The organism is Sulfitobacter sp. AS59, from assembly GCF_038899995.1.
Taxonomy (GTDB): Bacteria; Pseudomonadota; Alphaproteobacteria; order Rhodobacterales; family Rhodobacteraceae; genus Sulfitobacter.
In genome coordinates this window covers 166,868-186,661 of the sequence record NZ_JBBMQK010000006.1, presented here as the reverse complement: position 1 = coordinate 186,661, position 19,794 = coordinate 166,868, and the positions used below count along the sequence as shown (strand labels likewise).

The following is a 19,794-nucleotide window of genomic DNA, read 5'->3' as shown; positions in this document are numbered from 1 at the left end:
TGTGTATCGCCTGAAAAACCGCCAAACATCAAGAGCGCTTAACCCTTGATCAGCCGTTCATGCTCCTGAATCGCAAAGCGGTCGGTCATCCCCGAGATGTAATCGCTGACAATCCGCGCCAGCGCCGTTTCATCTTGCGCGTCCTCAACATCCTTACGCCATTGTTTCGGCAATTCTTCGGGATGCGCACAGAAATGCGGGAACAGATCATTAACCACTTCGGTCACCTGTTTGCGCATGATCACAACCGACGGCGCGCGGTACATACGGTCAAACAAAAACGCGCGGATCACCTTGAGGTCTTGAAACACAGGGTCCGAAAACTGGATCAAGGTGCGGCCTGCCATGCGAATATCGGTCGCGGATTGCTGCTGCATTTCATCCAAACGGGCCCGTGCAACGGTAATCACGTCCTCGACCAACACGCCAAAGAACCGGCGCAGCGCCTCGTGACGGCGGCGGTAATAGTTCAAACCGGGGTACAAACGGTCCACTTCGGCAAAGTTGCGGTCAAGAATAGGCAGCTTGGCCAGCTCGTCCGTTGAAAACAGCTCGGCGCGCAGGCCGTCGTGCAGATCGTGGTGGTTATAGGCGACATCATCAGCAATCGCGGCCACCTGCGCCTCGGCGCTCGCATAGGTGTCCAGTTCCAGATCATGCTGGCTGCCATATGCTTCAAGCGCCCAAGGCAGCGGGCCCGTCACCGGACCGTTATGCTTGGCAATGCCTTCCAAGGTCTCCCACGTCAGGTTCAGGCCATCAAATTCCGCATAATGCCGCTCAAGATGGGTGACGATCCGGATCGCCTGCGCGTTATGATCAAACCCGCCATAGGGCAGCATCAACGTCTGCAATGCGTCTTCGCCAGTGTGGCCGAACGGCGGATGGCCCAGATCATGGGCCAAGGCGACAGCTTCGGTCAGCTCGGCGTTCAAGCCCAATGCCCCGGAAATCGTGCGCGCCACTTGGGCGACCTCAATCGAATGGGTCAAACGTGTGCGATAATAATCACCCTCATGCTCAATAAACACCTGCGTTTTGTGCTTGAGCCTGCGAAACGCGCTGGCATGGATAATCCGGTCACGATCCCGCTGAAAGCAAGACCGAAAGGTACTCTCCTCCTCCGGCATCAACCGTCCCCGGGTCGCTGCCGGATCAGAGGCAAAAGAAGCGCGCATGATCAGTGGTCCTTGTGGCCTGTCCTGTGGCTTTCTATATTGTAAGCAACGACAGATGGAAACCGATCACTCCGGAGCCCGAAAATGAACCTGCCACCCAAAGTTACCTCTCGTGCTTTTGACCGCCTTGCCGAAATCGGCGCGGCGGCAGATGGCAAGGCCCTGCGCGTCGCTGTTGAGGGCGGCGGCTGCTCTGGCTTTCAGTATGAGATCATCCTGGATGCCCCCAAAGACGACGACATGGTGCTTGAAGGGTCTGGCCAAAAAGTCGTGGTCGACAGCATTTCCCTGCCCTTCTTGGCCAATGCGATAATCGACTTCTCTGAAGAACTGATCGGCGCACGGTTTGTGATCGAAAACCCCAACGCAACCAGCGCCTGCGGCTGCGGCACGTCATTTTCAATGTAGCACTCCGCCTTCGGTTTCATTTTGCCAAAAAAACTCCCGCCGGAGGCTGACCTCATGCAAATGAGGTCATTTCCCCTGACCCAGCACGCGCAAAACCCTGAAAAAATGAGTCAAACTTCTCGCTGGACTGCTCTGCCTGTGCGATCACCGATTGCTCGGCCCCACTGAGATCAGGCAAAAGGCTGCGGCGCATACGTGGCCAATCGGGCAGTCGCTTTGGCCCCAACTCGAACAGGCTTTCTGACAAACCGCGTAACGCCCCTTGGCCGGTCATTGCGCCCTGAATGGTGACTTGTCCCGCGGGCACCGCATGATCAAAGGCGGGTCGTTCCGTCAAATGCGCCAACCAGCCGGTGACAAGATACCCGTGATAGGCATCCAACACCCCGGGTGCCCCGCCATTGATGGTGCAGGTGGCATGGGTTTGCGCCACCAAACGTTCCCAAATCGGGCTGGGTTCCGCACCTGAAAAACGCAGCGCGACACAAATTTCAGACAATAAATCAATATCTTGGTCCAGATAGGCCAGCAACCCCGCGTATTCGAGACTGATCAAAGTCTCGGGGGCCAAGGCCGGATCACGACGGCCATAATCGCTGAGATAAAAGATGATATGGGCCAGCTCATAGGCAGCCTTTTTATTAGGCAAGGCAAAGGTTTGCGGCCGTGCGATAAACCGTTGCAACCGATCGCCAAGCGCGGCCGCGTGGCATTTTGTCTGTACGCCACGCCGCGCCAATAGGCGCGCGGCCTCGCCGCGCTGCAAATCCGACAACTCGGCCTCGACCAGCCCTTGCGCCGCCACCCAGTGGCAAAGCGCCTCGCCCTGTGTGCCGCCCGCGCCCAGATCCTCAAGATCAAGGCACATCGACAGGTAAAACCTGTAATATTGCGGGAAAAACTCAAGCTGACGGCCGATCGTTTCATAGAACGCCGCATAGGGTTCAAGGGCATCGCTGGAAACATCTGCCGACATGCTTGCCAAAATACCCAGCCATTCAGCATTCTCTTTCAACCAAAAAACATCACCCCGTGCGCAGCGCTGATCTGCGAACATTGCGCTTAGGCTGTCAAACCCGGCGGGGCTGGCTTTGGTGCGTGGCGTGAAGGAAAGAACATTTGACATCGACAGTCTCCGGTAACGTTCTGCGCCGCGTTCAAGGCGCAGAACAGGTTTTCACGTGGGCTCAGCAGCTTGTTGTAAACAGCTCGACCAAGTGGCCAGAGGTCATTTCGGTACCAGCAGGGCCGCAGCTTGTGGTAAACAATTCCGTACCGCCGCCTGTCATCATTTGAACGGGCCCCGCGCTTGATCCGGTGGTGAACAACTCCGTGCCGCCGCCGGTCATCATCTGAACGGGCCCCGCGCTCGATCCGGTGGTAAACAGCTCTGTTCCCTGTCCGGCATGCATGGATGCCATCGCGGTTGGGGCTGCGGCGGAGTGTGTTTCATCGACATAGGCAAATGCGGTCATTTTTAGTCCTCTTTGAGGTTAAGGTTTCTTCGACTGCAACCGGAGGCAGCAATCGTTTACCAGCTAATCGGCAAAGTAGTTACTCACGCGTTAATTCTTCCTAAGGGAGAAATTTACCATAATTATCCACATATTTTCGGGTGTTCAGGGATTTGAATTTTCGCTGCAACAGGCTGAACTCCACAGCTTATCCACATATATTATCCACATGCCGCCACTTCCATCTTAGGTTGAGAGACGACAGGTCATGCAGATTTTTACGCCCGAATCGCCCTAAACGGCCTTAGGTTTTGACGCGCGTTGCACTTGCCCCACTGCGCCGGATACGCGATAGCTGGACCCAATCACCGGCTTGGGGGCAATCATGAAAATCGCAACGTTCAACATCAACGGTATCAAAGCCCGCATCGACGCATTGCCGCAGTGGCTGGACGAGGCCCAGCCGGACGTGGTGGTTCTGCAAGAGATCAAATCGATCGACGAAAACTTCCCCCGCGATCTTTTTGAAGACCGTGGGTATAATGTCGAAACCCATGGGCAAAAATCATTCAACGGGGTCGCAATCCTGTCGAAACTCCCCCTCGAAGACGTGACACGTGGACTGCCCGGCGACGACACAGACGAGCAAGCCCGCTATATCGAAGCAACGGTGATGGGCGACAAACAGGCGGTCCGTATTTGCGGGCTGTACCTGCCCAACGGCAACCCGGTGGAGTTGGACAGCACCGGTGCCCCCGTCGCTGGCGGAAAATACGCGTATAAACTGGCGTGGATGCAGCGGTTGCAAGACCGGGCCAAGGCCCTGCTGGCCGAAGAAACCCCGTTTTTGATGACCGGCGATTACAATATCATCCCCCAAGCCGAAGACGCCGCCAAGCCGGACGCCTGGCGCGAGGATGCCTTGTTTCGTCTGGAATCGCGTACCGCGTGGCGGCGGCTGATCGCACTTGGGCTGACGGATGCATTTCGCGCCCGCACCCAAGGGCCGGGGCATTACAGCTTTTGGGATTATCAGGCAGGGGCATGGAACCGGAATAACGGCATCCGCATCGACCATTTCCTCCTGAGCCCCGCCGTCGCCGATTGTCTGCGCGACTGCCAGATCGACAAGGATATACGCGCGCGGGAAAAGCCGTCGGACCACGTGCCGGTCTGGGTTGATCTGGATATCTAGCCGCTTTTTTTGAGGCAAGCGGCGGGGGGTCAGGCCTGCAGTTCTGCATCCCAATAGAGGAAATCCATCCAGCTTTCATGCAGGTGGTTTGGCGGGAACTTGCGGCCCATGTTGCGCAATTCCTCTGCATCCGGTTGCCGCGGTGGTTTGCGCAGTTGAAAACCGGTTTGGTGAAGTGCTTTGGAGCCTTTGCGCAGATTGCATGGGCTGCAGGCTGCCACCACGTTTTGCCAGCTGGTGATGCCACCAGATGCGCGCGGCACCACATGGTCAAAGGTCAGATCGCCCCGCGCGCCGCAGTATTGGCAGCAGAATTCATCCCTCAGAAATAAATTAAAGCGCGTGAAGGCCACGCGCTTTTGAGGTTTTACATAATCTTTGAGGACGACCACCGAGGGGATGCGTATCTCCATCGAGGGGCTGTGCACGTATTCATCGTACTCGGCGACGATATCCACCCTGTCCAGCCATTTCGCCTTGATCGCATCCTGCCAGGGCCACAGCGACAGCGGATAGTAGGACAATGGCCTGTAATCCGCATTCAGCACCAAGGCCGGTTTGTGTTTCAGCCCTGCCGGGCTGCGCGTAAATTCTGTTCTGAAATCGCCGTCCATGTAACTTAAACCCTTTGCCGTTCCGCGTCCGGTCCGGCGGGAACAGCCCCGCCGATGGTTAAAACTATATCTCGTGTTTTGCGCCTGACAAGTCGCAAATAAACACAAGATGTCGCAGAAACCGTATGATGGTTAAGTAACAGGCATATGAAGAATGGCCGCATAACGGATATAATGATCGAAATACCGTCGACACAGGAGCGTGAGGATATGAGATTTGACTGGCATGCGGATGAGATCAGCCGCGCGACGCCGCTGGATGGCAATTATAAATCAACCCAGAATGTGAGGCGGTTTCTACGCAGTCAGTGCGGCGACGCGTTCAAGTTCGACCGTCCGTTTATGGCCTGGATCAGAAGCGGCGTGCCGAAAACAATGGGCGACGTGGCCGATGAATGGACACGCCGCCAAGGGGGCGTTTAGAGCCCCAGTTTATCGCGCATGAAGGCCAGCGCCACGCTTAACCCGTCGGGTGCAATGCCGTGGCCGGCGCCTTTCATGATATGGGCGAACACGTCCGTCCAACCGGCGTCTTGCAAGGCTTGGGCCGCTTCGGGCAGCGATTGCGGCGGCACCACATCATCTGCATCGCCATGGATCAACAGAACCGGCGGGCGCACAACCGCATCGTCTTTGAGCGCATCCGGGTTGAGCAAACGGCCCGAAAACGCGACAACGCCGGCCACAGCGTCTTCGCGGCGCGGCGCCACGTGCAGCGCCATCATCGTGCCTTGGCTAAAGCCAAAGAGCACCACCTGTTCGGGCAACAAATCTTCGTCCACCATCAGCGCGTCGAGGAATGAATTGAGATCTTGGACCGCCTGCATCATGCCGCGTTCGGATTCTTCCTCGGATGAATTGTCGATCCACGGGATTGGAAACCACTGAAATCCCATCGGCGCACCGGCGCAGGCCTCTGGCGCGTCGGGGGCAATAAACAGCGTGTCGGGCAGATGTTCGCCCAAGGGATCAGCCAAGCCCAACAGGTCGGCACCATTGGCCCCGTAGCCGTGCAGGAACACGACGGCAGACCGCGTTTCCCCCGATACCGGTTCGCGGCGTTCTGCATTTAAGACACGTGTCATGTGATCCCTTCCCTTTGTTTTACAACGCGGTAGTACGAAAACAGCGCGCGGGCTGCAACCGACCGCCACGGCGACCAATCCTCGGCCATCTGTGCAAGCTGTTTCGGCTTTGGTCGCTCTGGCAGATCAAAAAGCGTTTTTGCGGCCTCTTGCAAGGCCAGATCGCCCTCGGCAAACACATCGGCACGGCCCAGCGAAAACATCGCATAGATTTGCGCCGTCCAAGTACCAACGCCAGGGATGGCGGTAAGGGTTTTGATCACCGCGTCATCGGGCGCAGCGCGCAGGGCGTCATAGTCGATCCCCGCCTGTGCCAGCGCCAAAGCATAGCGGATTTTCTGACGACTAAGGCCTGCTGCACGCAGCCCGTCCTCACCCGCCGAGATAATCGCCGCCTCGTGGGTCAGGCCCTGCGCATCCATCTTGGCGCGCATTGCGTTGGCGGAAGCGACGGATACCTGCTGGCTGATAATCGCCCCGATCAAGGCGTCGAACCCGTCGGCGCGCAATCGCAGTGGCAACGGGCCGGTGGCCTGCAATGCATCGGCAAAACGGGGCTGTGTGTCGGCCAGCCACGCAGCACCCTCGGCCACATCCGCATCGCAGGTGATGATCCGACCGACGCTCATATCGGTACTCATAGGGTATCCAGCCATTCCAGCGCATCCTTGGCCGATGTCAGCACATGCGCGCCCTCTGGCGGGGCTGGTCTGTCGATCACAATGCTGCGCAGGCCCATTTCGCGCGCGGCATCCAGTTTGGGCCGGCTGGGGACACCGCCCACGTTCCGGCAAATCAGCGTGTCGATGTCCAACTCCCGAAACAGTGCCATTTCCTGTGCGCTGGTAAAGGGTGGTCTTCCAAACACGGGTTCCACGAAATCAGGCAAGACGCTGCGCATCTTGGGGCCGTTTTGGCGCAGGAACAGCTTGGCCCCCTTGAACGGCGTGAATTCCGGCACAGATCCCCTGCCCGTCGCGGCAAAGACCCGTGCGCCGGGCAAAATCATATCAGCTGCGGCCCGGGCAGAGGCGGCGCGCAAAACGGGGGGATCGATCGGCCAAACCGGCCGCAACACCCGCACATAGGCAAGGCCCATTTCCGCGGCGGCGGCCGCTGCCATATCAGACACATCGCTATCAAACCCATGGCCCGCGTCGCAAATCGCGGTGATGCGCTGCTGTGCCAGAAAAAACTTCATATCCCCCACAGACGCGGGTGCCCAGATTTGCGAGGGCACGGCCAAGGGGCCAAAACTGCGTTCGGGCGCGCGCAGGATCGCCTGCATTCCTTGCCCATTCTGCGCAATTTGGGATGCGATATCATGCGCCTCGGCGCTGCCCGCGATTAACAATATATGAGAAGCCTGATCCATCCGCCAACCGTCGCCCAGCCAGCGCGCAGACACAAGGGGCTTGCCGATCCCAAAACCTGAGTTTACCCCGTTGGCATGACAATGATTGATGACACCCGCGCCAAGCGCAATGTGACCGTTCTGGTCATCGCGCAGGCTTTCCTTGGCAGCCAGATGCCGATGTATTTCGTAGTTGGTGGATTGGCGGGGCAGCAGCTTTCGCCAAATCTGTGCCTTGCCACCTTGCCTATTTCGATGATCGTGTTTGGGTCCATGACAACCGCGCCTTGGCTGTCGGGCGTCATGCAACGGTTCGGACGGCGCGCGGGTTTCGTGGTGGGGGCGTTTGGCGGGATGGCAGGTGCAGCACTTTGTGCCTATGCCCTGACGATTGAAAGCTTTCTGGTCTTTCTGCTGGGCAGTTACCTAACGGGTATCTACATGTCATCGCAGGGTTTTTTCCGCTTTGCGGCAACAGACACCGCATCTGATGAGTACCGGCCCAAGGCGATTTCCTATGTGATGGCGGGCGGGCTGCTATCGGCGGTGATCGGTCCGCAATTGGTGGGTATGCTGACGGCCTCCAACCCTGACGCGACCGTCATCCGGTTTCTGCCGGTGTACGTTGCCGCGATTGCATTGAATGCTGCCGGCATGGCGCTGTTTGCCTTTTTGCAAATCCTCAAGCCGCCTGTACCCGCTGTCGACGCGCCCAAGGGTCGGTCGCGGATGGAGTTGCTCAAGACGCCGCGCATCGCCGTCGCCGTGGTCTGTGGCATGGTATCTTATGCGCTGATGAACCTGGTCATGACATCCACCCCCTTGGCGGTTGTGGGCTGTGGCTATGACATCGTGGATGCGTCACATATCGTGACCGGCCACGTGCTGGCGATGTATGCGCCGTCTTTCTTTACTGGCCATCTGATCGCACGTTTCGGGGTCGAGAAAATCCTTGGCCTTGGCATCGCAATCCTCGCCGTCGCAGGGATGGTCGCCTTGCAAGGGGTTGAGCTGGGCAATTTCTATATTGCTTTGATCTTGCTGGGGATCGGCTGGAACTTTGGCTTTATCGGGGCCACGTCGATGTTGGCTGGCGCACATGAGCCGCATGAACGCGGGCGCATGCAGGGGCTGAACGATCTGCTGGTGTTCGGCGGCGTGACCTTTGCATCGCTGGCCAGTGGCGGGCTGATGAACTGTTCAGGCGGCAGCCCGGTAGAAGGCTGGGCCGCCGTGAACATCGCGATGATCCCGTTTCTGGTGCTCGCCGGTGGTGCGTTGATTTGGCTGGTGCTGCGCCAGAAACCTGAACAGGCGTAACCTACCAACGCCCGCTTAGGGCGCGCCACGACAGCGCAAAGCGATCCAGCGGTGGCAAGGTGCCCGAACCGACGCGCGACGGCGTATCAATCGCAGCCTTAAGCACTGCTTCGCTCGCCCCGATGCTAAACAATGCGGGCCGCGCTGCCGCCGATACTTTGCCACGCGATTTACGGGCTTTTTCCAGCCGCGTCAGTGCTTTGCGGGCCAATACTGATACGCCTGCATCGGTGCCATCAAGTAACGGGATGCGCCCCTGTTCCACCAGCTGCGGGATCGCCTGCAACCACGCCGCCACGCCCGCGCCATAGCCCGCATCGCGCACAACAACCTCGTCCGCGGTGCCCAAGCTGGAGGCCGCAACCCACATCAAGCTGCCCGCCGTCTGATCAATATAGGCGTCGAAATGCGCCTCGTCCTCGAACGCATCACGGTAAATATCCCACCTGCGCGCGCCGACCAGCGTATCCAGATGCCGCGCCTGATCGGCCCCGATGACTGCGGCCAAGGGGGTCGCAACCTCGTGCCTGCGGACCGCTCCGGATTGGCCGATTTCGTCACACACATCGCGCCACCATTGCAGGCGCATTTCCGCGATCATCGCCTCTTGCGTGACCCATGGCGCGCGGGCCACTTCGATATTGAACGCATAAAGTGGGAACAAAACCCGCCGCGCCGCAAGGGGTGCCGCCATGGCTGCGCGAAACCGCAACGGGTCTGCACGTTCAACAATTGCGGCGCAGGCGGTCAGATCGTCGTTAAATTCCATCCAAGAAGTCCAGTATCGCCTGAGCTGTTTCAGGGGCGTCAACGATGGCTAAATGCCCATAGTCCGGCACAATCACATAGGTGCCTTTGTCATTCACAGGGGCCATCGTTTCCTCGTACTTATCTGCGAAAAACGCGCTATCATCGGCACCGGCCACCAGCAAAAACCTTGGCAACGCCGCCACATCACCCAGATAATCGCCGCGCGGCGCAAAGCCCGCGTTCAATCGATAGCTATAGGCAGTGGTCGCGGTATCGCCCAAGGGGCCGTCCAACACCTGCTGGGGCATTGCGAATTGGATCACCGTTTTATCATTCAACGCAGTGATGTGGAACGCATTCAGGATCGACAACCCGATCATCCGGCGCAGTTGCACGGTTTCCCAGCCGCCAGAGTTTTGCTGCGTTGTCGGCGCGTTGTACTTGAGGAACGGGGCCAGCAGCACCGCACCATCCAGCAGCGGGCCATATTCGCTGCCCGCAAACCGTGCGACCAAGCCACCACCAGAGGAATGCCCGCCCAGCACGATCTTTTGGCCCGGCACATGCACAGCGGTGATCAGATCAATCAAATCATCCTCAAGCTGCGCGATGTAATCAATGTCCCCACGCCGCCCCGGTGCTGTTCCGTGACCACGCAGATCGGGGGCAAGCACCGTTGCCTTTACGCTTAGCTTTTCGGCCAACTCCACGAATTGCAGCCCGTGCCAGCCAGACCCGTGTACCAACACCAGCAGCGGCGCGCCCGCAGGCCCGTCAAACCGGCGGTATTTCAACCCATAGCCATCGCGCATGGGTGTGCTTAGCAACGGCGGGATCACCGGCATGCCAGCGTCTTGAGACAGATATGCGTCGAAATCCAATACCTTACGCTCGGCCACAGGTTTGGGCGGATCGGTCAAAACCAGAACAACGGCGACACCCAGCGTGATCGCCACGCTCAGCACAACCGTTAGAGCAATCTTAAACAGCATTTTCATTGCCCTTTATATCTTGCTATCCCGGATAAGCTTCCAACGGATCGCGTCCAACAGCGCCTCGAACGACGCATCAACTATGTTTGCCGAAACCCCGACAGTGGACCAACGCCGCCCCTGCCCGTCTTCACTGTCGATGATGACACGGGTGACCGCTTCGGTACCGCCTTGAGTGATACGCACCTTGAAATCGACCAGATGCATGTCTTCCAGCAGGGCGGAATATTGGCCCAAATCCTTGACCAGCGCCTTGGACAACGCGTTCACCGGGCCGCGATCGCAGCCCTCGGTATCCATGCTTTCGCTGACTGACAGACGCTTTTCACCATCGACCTTCACGACCACCACGGCCTCGGACAGGCTCACCATCTGATTATACTTGTTCTTGCGCCGCTCCACCGTCACGCGGTAGCGCTTGACCTCGAACAGGTCCGGCATCTGCCCCAAGGCCTGCCGCGCCAGCAGCTCAAAGCTCGCCTGCGCGGTGTCATAGCTATAGCCATCCGCCTCGCGCGCCTTGACCTGATCCAAGATCAACCCGAGCGCCGGATCGCCCTTGGCAACCGTCAGCCCAGCACTCTCCAAACGGCGGCGCAGGTTGGACTGGCCCGCCTGATTGGACATCGGAATGATCCGCGCATTGCCGACCAGCTCGGGCTGGATATGCTCGTAAGTGGTGGGGTCTTTCAGGATCGCAGAGGCGTGCAGCCCCGCCTTGTGCGCAAAGGCCGACGACCCGACAAACGCCGCTTGCTTCATCGGCACACGGTTCAGGATTTCATCCAGACTGCGGCTGATCTGAGTCAGTCCCTCAAGCGCGGGCAGGCTAATGCCGGTGTCATAGACGCTGGCATAGGGTTCTTTCAGCAGCAAAATCGGGATCAGCGTGGTGAGGTTGGCATTGCCACAGCGTTCGCCAAGCCCGTTCAACGTGCCCTGAATTTGCCGCGCGCCCGCATCAACTGCGGCCAGCGAACAAGCCACGGCGTTTTCGGTGTCGTTATGGGTGTGGATGCCCAGATGGGTGCCGGGAATGCCTGCCGCGATCACCTCGGCGGTGATGCGTGCCACCTCGGCTGGCAGGGTGCCGCCATTGGTGTCGCACAGCACGATCCAGCGCGCACCTGCGTCATAGGCCGCCTTGATCGCCGTCAGCGCATAGTCGGGGTTGGCGCGGTACCCGTCAAAGAAATGCTCTGCATCAAACAGCGCCTCGCGGCCTTGGGAAACCAGATAGGCGATTGATTTGGATATGTTTTCGGTGTTTTCAGACAGCTCGATGCCAAGGGCGGCGGTCACATGAAAATCATGGGTTTTGCCCACAAGGCAAACGGTATCCGTGCCCGCATTCATCACGGCGGCCAGCACGTCGTCATTCTCGGCCGAGAAGCCCGCCCGTTTGGTCATACCGAACGCCGTCATCTTGGCGCGGGTGCGCGGCGCATCGTCGAAAAACGCACTATCGGTGGGGTTCGCCCCCGGCCATCCGCCTTCTATATAATCCACACCAAGCGCGTCTAGGGCATTGGCGATGGTGATCTTCTCGGCAGTCGAGAATTGCACCCCTTGGGTTTGCTGCCCATCGCGGAGGGTGGTGTCGTAGAGGTAGAGGCGTTCGCGGGTCATGAGATCGCCCCCCTTTCCTTATTCTTCCTTATTAAGTCGTGCACCTTGCACGACCAGCCCCCGACCGCCCCCACGGGCGGGGGCTTCGCCCCAACCCTCGGCCGGGGGCTGGCCTGTGTTGCGAGGCACATCATTTGAGGGCCTCTAGTTTGGCTGGGTCGAAATCTGGTCTTAAACTCCAACTGGATCCTTCTCTAGTATCCAAAAGATATACTCCAGCTTCATCTAGAGAATCCCGAATTGAATCCGATAAAGCAAAATTCTTTGCTCGTCGCGCTGCATCCCTCTTCGCTAAGAGACCCTCGACGATCAAACTCACATCCGCAGTTGGAGCATCATCGATTTCATCGAACCAATCCCCCAACTCATCCGTTAGTAGCCCCAATAGATTGGCGCTCGCTTTCAAAGTGCTCCACCCTGATCCAGTTCTCTCAACTTCTTTTGCCAATGCATGAAGTCCAGAAATAGCAAGGGGGGTGTTAAGATCGTCAGACAATGCCGAGATGATCACGGCATGCGGTTGATCGCCTTTTCGGTTTGCCACTAATTCACGCCACGTCCGCAGCGTCTTCTCCGCCTCTTCGCGCTTCTTCTCCGTCCAGTCCATCGGCTTGCGGTAATGCGTGCTCAGCATCACAAACCGGATCACCTCACCCGGCACGCCCTGATCCAGCAAGTCGCGCACAGTAAAGAAGTTGCCCAAGGACTTGGACATCTTCTTGCCCTCGACCTGCAACATCTCGTTATGCAGCCAATAGCGTGCCATCTCGTCGGTGCCGTTTGCACAGCAGCTTTGCGCGATCTCGTCTTCGTGGTGCGGGAATTGCAAATCCAAGCCGCCGCCATGAATATCGAACACATGGGGGTGTTTTTTTGCCTCATCCGACAGGCGATCCTCGCTCAACGGTTTTTTCCAAAGCAGTTCATCCGCCATAGCCGAGCATTCGATATGCCACCCCGGACGGCCACGGCCCCACGGACTGTCCCAGCCCGGCGTTGCGTCATCCGACGGTTTCCACAGCACAAAATCCATCGGATCTTCTTTGTAGGGGGCCACTTCGACCCGCGCGCCCGCGATCATATCATCGACCGAACGCCCCGACAGCGCACCGTATTTCTCGTAACTGCGCACACGGAACAGCACATGCCCCTCGGCAGGATAAGCATGGCCCTTGGCGATCAGGTCTTCGATCATCTTAACCATCTGCGGGATATAGGCCGTTGCGCGCGGCATCTCGTTCGGTTCAAGCGCGCCGACAGCCGCCATATCGTCCAGAAACCACTGTGTCGTCTCGGCGGTGATCTCTCCAATCGAGCGGCCACTTTCAGCGGCGCGCGCGTTGATCTTGTCATCCACATCCGTAAAATTGCGCACATAGGTCACGTGGTCCGGCCCGTACACATGGCGCAGCAACCGGTACAACACGTCAAACACGATCACGGGCCGCGCGTTGCCCAGATGCGCGCGGTCATAGACCGTCGGCCCGCAGACATACATCCGCACGTTTTCAGGATCGATGGGAACGAAGTCCTCGCGTTTGCGGGTTTTCGTGTTGTGCAGCTTGATCGTCGTCATATGGCGCGTCCTTACGCAAGTATGGCGCGGGCATGGCACATTTGGTTTGAAAAGAAAACGCTATGAACAGGCCCGCTGGAAAGTCTCAGCAGGAAATACAGCAAATAATTGATGTGTTCATATTCATGTCACTTGCCTAGCGCGGGGGCGCCCCCAAGGTCAAGGCTGATTGACAATTTGCCCCGCCTCTGCGCCCCTGCGCCAGCACATCACAAAGGGAGACAAACCATGCAGATATCTAAGCGGCTTACCGGCATTTTGGGCGGCGGTTCAGACGGTTGGGGTGTTTTCCTGCGGGCGCGTCAAATGATTGCCGACGGCACCCCCGTAACCGAACTGACCATTGGCGAGCATGATATCCGCACGGCGGCCCCGATCCTGCAAGACATGCACCGCGCCGCCCTTGGCGGTCACACCGGCTATGCCGCGATCTCCGGTACAACGACCCTGCGCGATACCGTGGCCCAGCGCGTGCAGAACCGCACAGGCGTGAAAACAACCCGCGACAACGTGGTGATTACCCCCGGTGGTCAGTCCGCGCTGTTTGCCGCCCACGCTGCGGCGACCAACCCCGGCGATACGGCGCTGTTCATTGATCCCTATTACGCGACCTATCCCGGCACCATCCGCGGGGTCAGCGCAATTCCCAAGGCGATCCCAGCGCATGCTAGGGATGCATTCCAACCCCAAGGCGACGAAATCGCTGCCGCCGCACCGGGGGCAAAATCGCTGCTGATCAACTCGCCCAACAACCCCACGGGTGTGGTCTATACCCGCCCAACGCTCGACGCGATTGCACAGGTCTGTAAGGACAACGATCTTTGGCTGATCTCGGACGAGGTATACGATACCCAAGTCTGGAGCGGCACCCATTTGTCGCCGCGCGCGTTGCCGGATATGGCGGATAGAACGCTTGTGGTTGGGTCAATGTCGAAAAGCCACGCAATGACCGGGTCGCGCTGCGGTTGGATCATCGGGCCAGAGGATGCCGTTGAACATCTGACAAATCTCGCCACACACACAACTTACGGTGTCCCCGGCTATATCCAAGACGCCGCCGAATTCGCCTTGAACCAAGGCACAGCGTTCGAAACTGAAATTGCGGCACCGTTCCAGCGCCGTCGGATACTGGCGCAAGACATCATCGCACAGCAAAACGCCGTTACCTTGGTGCCCGCCGATGGCGCAATGTATCTGATGCTGGATATACGCAGCACAGGCATGTCTGGCGAAGACTTTGCCTATGCATTGCTGGACGCGCATCATATCGCCGTCATGCCGGGCGAAAGCTTTGGCACCGCCGCCGCTGGCCATATTAGGGTTGCCATGACCATCGAAGACACCGCATTCGCACAGGCGTTGAAGACACTGTGTACCTTCGCCGAAAGCCGCGCCAAGTAACAACCATAGACGACAACGAAAAAGGGACCGGAGAATACACCCCGGTCCCTTTTCTCTGGCTTTTAAATATCCCCGCCGGAGGCGCCTTTTCCAGACACCCCCAAACGGCACACCGCCAGTATTATTTAGACGTTTCGCTTAGAAGCGGTAGGAACCACGCACGGTGAAGGTTGTGGCGTCCAGATCGTTACCGGCTGTACCACCCAGATCGGTAAAGCGGTGCTCAAGAAGCTCTGCACCAACGGTGTACTGCTCGGACACTTTATAGCTCATGCCGATACCGTAGAACGCACCGTCTTCGTCGCCGCCGGATGTATCAGCCAATGCATAACCACCGGTCGCGTAAACCAATGTGTTGCCCAGGTCATACCCGCCTTTGATTTTGGCACGCGCAACGGAGTCGATTGTCGCCGCACCACCCAGATCAATGTCGGTTTTGTCATAGTCAAGTTCACCACCCAGAACGAACTTGCCAAAGTCATAGTCGTACCCGGCGTGGAAACCGTAGGAACCGTTGTCGCCGTCCAGTGCGCCTTGGCCGTCTGCGTCAGCGTAACCCAGCTGCAGACCAGTATAGAAACCTGTCCAGTTGCCGCCCATATCGGCCACAACAACAGGCGCAGTCATCACCGGCTCAACGATTGGATCTTCCAAGCTGCCTGCAAAGGCGGAACCGCCCATGGCGAAAGTAGCTGCTGCGGCGAGCGTTGTGTATTTCATTGAACGTTTCATGATCATAACTCCTTGATCTCTCGTAATTACTCAGCGGGTCATCCCGCCTCGGTTACACAACGCTGCATCTAGGGATTGGGTTCACCTGATCCCAGTAACGGGTTGGTGATAGGTCATTTGTTGCTGATTTGCGCCACCGTATCGGCGGTGATTTGCCGCCCTCGCCCAGCAAACATTGGGTCGCAAACAGAATAGGCGTCGCAAACAAGACAGATGGCCCAAATTTATCTGCGCAGCATTGGAACCATTCGGAGGGAAGCTGCATGAAAACAGAGCATTGCATCATCGTCTGTATCATCCGCACCATCGGGGCTGAACGGGGCCGCGCCGCACGAGGCGCGCCAGAAAGGGGCTAGCAACCACCACCCCTTTTTCCCTCACTTGCTGGAACCGTTTATGACCATACAAACACCTCACCGCTCTGGTGGTCGCGCTGCACGCCGTGCGGCCCGCGCCGCCCCCCTTGCCGATCATCTGCGCCCCGTCCGCCCAGGCATGTCCGGCGGCACCTTTAATCCGCTGTCCCCCGCCGCGATGGAACGCATTCACCATGCTGCCCTGGACGCGTTGGAACAAATAGGCCTTGCAGACGCGCCCCCTTCTGGCGTTGCTTATATGACGGGTGCCGGGGCGATTTTGGGCGATGATGGCAGGCTGCGCTTTCCGCGTGCCTTGATCGAAGACACGATTGCCCGTGCCAACCGCTCTGTCACCTTACACGCCCGCGATCCAAAGCATGATCTGGAGCTGTCTGGCACGCGTGTTCATTACGGCACCGCCGGTGCTGCCGTGCATCTGGTTGACGTCGATGGGCGCACATACCGCGAATGTGGTGTGCAAGACCTGCATGATGCCGCCCGCATCGCGGACCAGCTCGACAACCTGCATTTCGTGCAACGCCCTATGGTCTGCCGCGACATTCCTGACAACCTCGAGATGGATTTGAACTCGATCTACGCCTGCTGTGCGGGCACGACCAAACATGTCGGTGTTTCCTTTACCGAGCCTTCGTTCGTGCCACACGGGCTGGAGCTGCTGCACATGATCGCAGGTGGCGAGGACAAATGGCGCGAGCGGCCTTTCGTGTCCAATTCTAACTGCTTTGTCGTGCCGCCCATGAAATTCGCCACCGAAAGCTGTCTGGTGATGGAGGCCTTGATCGAAGGTGGCATGCCGATTTTGCTGCTGTCGGCGGGTCAGGCCGGTGCCACCGCCCCTGCCCCCATTGCCGGTGCCATCGTACAGGCCGTTGCCGAATGTCTGGCCGGTCTTGTCTATGTCAACGCGGTCAAGCCGGGACATCCCGCGATTTTCGGCACCTGGCCCTTTGTCAGTGATCTGCGCACTGGCGCGATGTCGGGCGGATCGGGCGAACAGGCGTTGCTGACCGCCGGATGCGCACAGATGCACCGCTATTACGATCTGCCCGGTGGTGCCGCGGCTGGCATTGCAGATGCCAAGCTGCCCGACATGCAAGCCGGTTGGGAACAGGCGATGTCAAATGTGATGGCGGGCATGTCCGGCCTGAACATGGTCTACGAGGCTGCGGGCATGCATGCGTCCCTCTTAGGGTACTGCCTTGAATCGCTGATCTTGGGCGATGATCTGATCGGTCAGGCCCTGCGCTGCGTGCGCGGGATTGAGGTGACCGAAGACAGCGTTAGCCTTGAGGTGATCCGCGCCACCTGTATCGGCGGGCCGGGGCATTATCTGGGGTCTGACCAAACGCTCAGCCTGATGCAGACCGAATATATCTATCCAACGCTGGCAGACCGCACATCGCCCAAAGAATGGGCCGAACTGGGGCGGCCCGACCTGTTGGCCAAGGCGACCGCCCGCAAAGAGGAAATTCTGGCGCAACGTGCCACCGCCCGGTTTGATCCGCAGACAGACCGAATGATCCGCGAAAGGTTCAACATCCACCTGCCCGCCTAAGGTGCAACTCTCTCCGTGACTTCAACGGATGCTCTGCTAAGTCTGGGAAAGCGGGGGCTGCCATGTGGCCCCCACGCCCGGACTTTTGGCGGAGACATCCATGATCGACTTCATCATTGCCCATATCGAAGTGGTCGGCGTCACCCTGCTGACGCTGATGGTGGCCTTTGTCTTGCTGCAACAACGCCGCAGCCCGCAATCCACTGCCGCATGGATTCTGTTCCTTGTCTTGCTGCCCTATGTGGCTGTGCCGGTATTTGTCGGATTGGGTTTCCGCAAACAGGGCAAACGCTATGCGCCGATCCGTTTCACGCGCCGTGAACACCACCAGACCCCGGTGCATGATCTTGATCACACCTTTCAGAACTTCGAAATGCCCCCCGCCCTTGAGGCACAGCATTTCAAGCTGCTCGAAACCCCGCAGGCGGCGTTCGAGGCCGTCATGCAAACGATTGAAAGCGCGCAGCATAGTATCGATTGTCTGTTCTATATTGTCGCCGATGACGATACCGGGGCCCGTTTTGTGAACGCCCTGACCAACAAGGCCAAGGCTGGCGTCAAAGTGCGCCTGTTGATGGACCGCTTTGGCACCATGCGCGGGCCGCACAAAGCACTTGATGCGCTTAAAAAGGCTGGCGGGGATGTGCTGTATTTCTCTCCGTTCCTGCAATTGCCCGGTACCGGCCACCTGAACCTGCGCAACCACCGTAAGATCATCATTGCCGATAATGCGCGCGTGTTCTCGGGCGGGATGAACATCGGCTGCCACTACATGACCGACGCACCCGCCGATGATCACTGGGTTGATCTGGCCATCACCATCGAAGGCATGAGCGTTCAGGCGTTTTGCGATGTTTACCGCTCCGATTGGGAGGTCGCGAGCGGCAAAGACGTCGAAGCGATCACCAAGGCCCCCGACACCGCTGGCAATTCAACGCTGCAGCTCATCCCCTCTGGCCCCGATATCGTCGAAGACCCGCTGCATGACGGGCTGATCCGCGCGCTGCATCTGGCCCATAAACGCATCTGGATCGCGACGCCCTATTTCGTGCCCACCGAACCATTGGCGAACGCGATCCGGATTGCAGCCCTGCGCGGTGTTGATGTGCGTATCATTGTGCCGCAGAAATCCAACCAGCATATCGCTGACTTCGCCCGTGGCGGATATCTGCGCGATGCCGAAGCCGCAGGGGCAAAGGTGTATTACTTTACCCCCCGCATGATCCACGCCAAAGCGTCAGTCATTGATGATGTCGCCGTTGTGGGCACCGCCAATTTTGATGTGCGCAGTATGCTCTTGAACTTTGAGGCGATGATATTTCTATATGATGCCGGATCGGTCACGCAGGTTGCCGACTGGTTTATGGCCCGGCAAAAAGATTGCCACACCAACAGCCCCCACCCCCACCTGCCGCGCCGTCTGGCCGAAGGGGTCTTTCGCATCGGAGCGCCCATTCTGTGACCCACCCCACGCTTCGTATCGCCAGCTATAATATGCGCAAGGCCAAGGGCACCGACCGCCAGCGCGACCCCGACCGGATCATGCGCATTATCCGCGATCTGGACGCCGAAATTGTCGTATTGCAAGAGGCCGACATGCGCATGGGGCAGCGCCCCTCGGCCCTGCCTATGGATATGCTGACAGTTGAAACCGGACTGATCCCCGTGCCCGTCCCCAGCCCCGTCAGCATTGGCTGGCATGGCAACGCAGTTTTGCTGACGCCGCGCGCCGACATACAAGATGTGCAGCATATCAACCTTCCCGGGGCCGAACCGCGCGGTGCGATGGTGGTGGATGCCGACATCGCGGGCGTCGAGCTGCGCATTATTGCCACCCATCTGGGATTGATGCGTTGGGCGCGTCGCGCACAATTGACCGCCTTGATCACCCATCTGGACGAACGTGACCGGCGCCCGACCCTGATCGCCGGTGATATGAACGAATGGTCGCAAACTGTGGGCCTTGGCCGTTTGGCGCATCACTTTACCATCCACGCGCCGGGCAAAAGCTTTCACGCGCGCATGCCCGTGGCCGCGCTAGACCGCATCGCGATAGATGACGACCTGACCGTGGTCGGCGGCGGCGTCATTGAAACGCACGATGCACAACGCGGGTCGGATCACCTGCCAATCTGGCTGGATTTCACACGGTCAAGCTAGCGCCATATCAA

At 58.6% G+C, this 19,794-nt stretch carries 20 protein-coding genes; 8 read left to right on the top strand and 12 right to left on the bottom strand.

Going from position 1 to position 19,794, the window contains the following annotated elements:
- Window positions 1–38 precede the first annotated feature (38 nt).
- Window positions 39–1,178, bottom strand: a complete 1,140-nt coding sequence (locus WNY39_RS14390; protein WP_342846543.1) for a deoxyguanosinetriphosphate triphosphohydrolase — start codon at window positions 1,176–1,178, stop codon at window positions 39–41.
- A gap of 84 nt (window positions 1,179–1,262) precedes the next feature.
- On the opposite strand from WNY39_RS14390, the gene WNY39_RS14385 reads away from it, so the two are divergent.
- Window positions 1,263–1,586, top strand: coding sequence for an iron-sulfur cluster assembly accessory protein (locus tag WNY39_RS14385; protein WP_341235353.1), 324 nt, complete (start codon window positions 1,263–1,265; stop codon window positions 1,584–1,586).
- Between the two features lie 52 nt (window positions 1,587–1,638).
- Here WNY39_RS14385 and WNY39_RS14380 read toward each other — a convergent pair whose 3' ends face one another.
- Complete coding sequence (locus WNY39_RS14380) at window positions 1,639–2,712, bottom strand: hypothetical protein (RefSeq protein WP_342846538.1); 1,074 nt, start codon at window positions 2,710–2,712, stop codon at window positions 1,639–1,641.
- 61 nt (window positions 2,713–2,773) lie between these two features.
- Complete coding sequence (locus WNY39_RS14375; RefSeq protein ID WP_342846536.1) at window positions 2,774–3,061, bottom strand: hypothetical protein; 288 nt, start codon at window positions 3,059–3,061, stop codon at window positions 2,774–2,776.
- A 364-nt stretch (window positions 3,062–3,425) separates the two neighbouring features.
- On the opposite strand from WNY39_RS14375, the gene xth reads away from it, so the two are divergent.
- Complete coding sequence (xth, locus tag WNY39_RS14370; protein WP_342846534.1) at window positions 3,426–4,235, top strand: exodeoxyribonuclease III; 810 nt, start codon at window positions 3,426–3,428, stop codon at window positions 4,233–4,235.
- A 29-nt stretch (window positions 4,236–4,264) separates the two neighbouring features.
- Here the strand turns inward: xth and WNY39_RS14365 are convergent, their stop codons facing one another.
- Complete coding sequence (locus WNY39_RS14365) at window positions 4,265–4,849, bottom strand: HNH endonuclease (RefSeq protein ID WP_093915216.1); 585 nt, start codon at window positions 4,847–4,849, stop codon at window positions 4,265–4,267.
- A 210-nt stretch (window positions 4,850–5,059) separates the two neighbouring features.
- Here WNY39_RS14365 and WNY39_RS14360 point away from each other — a divergent pair, with 210 nt between their 5' ends.
- Complete coding sequence (locus WNY39_RS14360) at window positions 5,060–5,272, top strand: DUF6434 domain-containing protein (protein ID WP_342846531.1); 213 nt, start codon at window positions 5,060–5,062, stop codon at window positions 5,270–5,272.
- Here WNY39_RS14360 and WNY39_RS14355 read toward each other — a convergent pair.
- The 3 genes from WNY39_RS14355 to WNY39_RS14345 are packed head-to-tail and all read right to left on the bottom strand — an operon-like array spanning window position 5,269 to window position 7,309.
- Window positions 5,269–5,934, bottom strand: coding sequence for an alpha/beta fold hydrolase (locus WNY39_RS14355; protein WP_342846529.1), 666 nt, complete (start codon window positions 5,932–5,934; stop codon window positions 5,269–5,271). The genes WNY39_RS14360 and WNY39_RS14355 overlap by 4 nt on opposite strands.
- On the bottom strand, window positions 5,931–6,563 hold the full coding sequence (locus WNY39_RS14350) for a DNA-3-methyladenine glycosylase 2 family protein (protein WP_342846656.1): 633 nt from the start codon (window positions 6,561–6,563) through the stop codon (window positions 5,931–5,933). The genes WNY39_RS14355 and WNY39_RS14350 overlap by 4 nt, the downstream gene beginning before the upstream one ends.
- Before the next feature lie 8 nt (window positions 6,564–6,571).
- Window positions 6,572–7,309 (bottom strand): precorrin-6A/cobalt-precorrin-6A reductase, encoded by a 738-nt coding sequence (locus tag WNY39_RS14345; protein ID WP_342846654.1) that lies wholly within the window; start codon window positions 7,307–7,309, stop codon window positions 6,572–6,574.
- Window positions 7,310–7,384: 75 nt separating this feature from the next.
- Here WNY39_RS14345 and WNY39_RS14340 point away from each other — a divergent pair, with 75 nt between their 5' ends.
- Window positions 7,385–8,608: an MFS transporter gene (locus tag WNY39_RS14340; protein ID WP_342846527.1), complete on the top strand. Its 1,224-nt coding sequence runs from the start codon at window positions 7,385–7,387 to the stop codon at window positions 8,606–8,608.
- Between the two features lies 1 nt (window position 8,609).
- Here the strand turns inward: WNY39_RS14340 and WNY39_RS14335 are convergent, their stop codons facing one another.
- From WNY39_RS14335 to cysS, 4 genes are all read right to left on the bottom strand, one after another.
- Window positions 8,610–9,377, bottom strand: a complete 768-nt coding sequence (locus WNY39_RS14335) for a squalene/phytoene synthase family protein (protein WP_342846525.1) — start codon at window positions 9,375–9,377, stop codon at window positions 8,610–8,612.
- A complete protein-coding gene (locus WNY39_RS14330) occupies window positions 9,367–10,350 on the bottom strand; it encodes an alpha/beta fold hydrolase (RefSeq protein ID WP_342846523.1) in 984 nt (327 codons plus the stop codon). The genes WNY39_RS14335 and WNY39_RS14330 overlap by 11 nt, the downstream gene beginning before the upstream one ends.
- A 12-nt stretch (window positions 10,351–10,362) precedes the next feature.
- Complete coding sequence (cimA, locus tag WNY39_RS14325) at window positions 10,363–11,979, bottom strand: citramalate synthase (RefSeq protein ID WP_342846521.1); 1,617 nt, start codon at window positions 11,977–11,979, stop codon at window positions 10,363–10,365.
- Between the two features lie 130 nt (window positions 11,980–12,109).
- Window positions 12,110–13,555 carry a cysteine--tRNA ligase gene (cysS, locus tag WNY39_RS14320; protein ID WP_342846519.1) on the bottom strand — a complete coding sequence of 482 codons (1,446 nt, stop codon included), beginning with the start codon at window positions 13,553–13,555 and terminating at the stop codon, window positions 12,110–12,112.
- 228 nt (window positions 13,556–13,783) lie between these two features.
- On the opposite strand from cysS, the gene WNY39_RS14315 reads away from it, so the two are divergent.
- A complete protein-coding gene (locus tag WNY39_RS14315) occupies window positions 13,784–14,956 on the top strand; it encodes a pyridoxal phosphate-dependent aminotransferase (protein ID WP_342846517.1) in 1,173 nt (390 codons plus the stop codon).
- Window positions 14,957–15,094: 138 nt separating this feature from the next.
- Here the strand turns inward: WNY39_RS14315 and WNY39_RS14310 are convergent, their stop codons facing one another.
- Complete coding sequence (locus WNY39_RS14310) at window positions 15,095–15,688, bottom strand: outer membrane beta-barrel protein (RefSeq protein WP_341235366.1); 594 nt, start codon at window positions 15,686–15,688, stop codon at window positions 15,095–15,097.
- 396 nt (window positions 15,689–16,084) lie between these two features.
- Here WNY39_RS14310 and WNY39_RS14305 point away from each other — a divergent pair, with 396 nt between their 5' ends.
- The 3 genes from WNY39_RS14305 (at window position 16,085) to WNY39_RS14295 (ending at window position 19,783) form a co-directional block, all read left to right on the top strand.
- The gene (locus tag WNY39_RS14305; protein WP_342846514.1) at window positions 16,085–17,623 is read left to right on the top strand and encodes a trimethylamine methyltransferase family protein; all 1,539 of its coding nucleotides are present in this window, start codon (window positions 16,085–16,087) and stop codon (window positions 17,621–17,623) included.
- Window positions 17,624–17,723: 100 nt separating this feature from the next.
- On the top strand, window positions 17,724–19,085 hold the full coding sequence (locus tag WNY39_RS14300; RefSeq protein ID WP_342846512.1) for a phospholipase D-like domain-containing protein: 1,362 nt from the start codon (window positions 17,724–17,726) through the stop codon (window positions 19,083–19,085).
- Window positions 19,082–19,783 carry an endonuclease/exonuclease/phosphatase family protein gene (locus WNY39_RS14295; protein ID WP_342846510.1) on the top strand — a complete coding sequence of 234 codons (702 nt, stop codon included), beginning with the start codon at window positions 19,082–19,084 and terminating at the stop codon, window positions 19,781–19,783. The genes WNY39_RS14300 and WNY39_RS14295 overlap by 4 nt, the downstream gene beginning before the upstream one ends.
- Window positions 19,784–19,794 lie beyond the last annotated feature (11 nt).

Excerpts from the sequence above, each read along its gene's own strand:
- WNY39_RS14335 (WP_342846525.1), bottom strand. The coding sequence starts at position 9,377 with ATGGAATTTAACGACGATCTGACCGCCTGCGCCGCAATTGTTGAACGT.
- WNY39_RS14315 (WP_342846517.1), top strand. The coding sequence starts at position 13,784 with ATGCAGATATCTAAGCGGCTTACCGGCATTTTGGGCGGCGGTTCAGAC.
- WNY39_RS14345 (WP_342846654.1), bottom strand. The coding sequence starts at position 7,309 with ATGGATCAGGCTTCTCATATATTGTTAATCGCGGGCAGCGCCGAGGCG.
- WNY39_RS14340 (WP_342846527.1), top strand. The coding sequence starts at position 7,385 with ATGACAATGATTGATGACACCCGCGCCAAGCGCAATGTGACCGTTCTG.
- WNY39_RS14385 (WP_341235353.1), top strand. The coding sequence starts at position 1,263 with ATGAACCTGCCACCCAAAGTTACCTCTCGTGCTTTTGACCGCCTTGCC.
- WNY39_RS14390 (WP_342846543.1), bottom strand. The coding sequence starts at position 1,178 with ATGCGCGCTTCTTTTGCCTCTGATCCGGCAGCGACCCGGGGACGGTTG.
- cimA (WP_342846521.1), bottom strand. The coding sequence starts at position 11,979 with ATGACCCGCGAACGCCTCTACCTCTACGACACCACCCTCCGCGATGGG.
- WNY39_RS14300 (WP_342846512.1), top strand. The coding sequence starts at position 17,724 with ATGATCGACTTCATCATTGCCCATATCGAAGTGGTCGGCGTCACCCTG.
- WNY39_RS14330 (WP_342846523.1), bottom strand. The coding sequence starts at position 10,350 with ATGCTGTTTAAGATTGCTCTAACGGTTGTGCTGAGCGTGGCGATCACG.
- WNY39_RS14360 (WP_342846531.1), top strand. The coding sequence starts at position 5,060 with ATGAGATTTGACTGGCATGCGGATGAGATCAGCCGCGCGACGCCGCTG.
- WNY39_RS14350 (WP_342846656.1), bottom strand. The coding sequence starts at position 6,563 with ATGAGCGTCGGTCGGATCATCACCTGCGATGCGGATGTGGCCGAGGGT.
- WNY39_RS14305 (WP_342846514.1), top strand. The coding sequence starts at position 16,085 with ATGACCATACAAACACCTCACCGCTCTGGTGGTCGCGCTGCACGCCGT.
- WNY39_RS14355 (WP_342846529.1), bottom strand. The coding sequence starts at position 5,934 with ATGACACGTGTCTTAAATGCAGAACGCCGCGAACCGGTATCGGGGGAA.
- xth (WP_342846534.1), top strand. The coding sequence starts at position 3,426 with ATGAAAATCGCAACGTTCAACATCAACGGTATCAAAGCCCGCATCGAC.
- WNY39_RS14380 (WP_342846538.1), bottom strand. The coding sequence starts at position 2,712 with ATGTCAAATGTTCTTTCCTTCACGCCACGCACCAAAGCCAGCCCCGCC.
- WNY39_RS14310 (WP_341235366.1), bottom strand. The coding sequence starts at position 15,688 with ATGAAACGTTCAATGAAATACACAACGCTCGCCGCAGCAGCTACTTTC.
- cysS (WP_342846519.1), bottom strand. The coding sequence starts at position 13,555 with ATGACGACGATCAAGCTGCACAACACGAAAACCCGCAAACGCGAGGAC.
- WNY39_RS14375 (WP_342846536.1), bottom strand. The coding sequence starts at position 3,061 with ATGACCGCATTTGCCTATGTCGATGAAACACACTCCGCCGCAGCCCCA.
- WNY39_RS14365 (WP_093915216.1), bottom strand. The coding sequence starts at position 4,849 with ATGGACGGCGATTTCAGAACAGAATTTACGCGCAGCCCGGCAGGGCTG.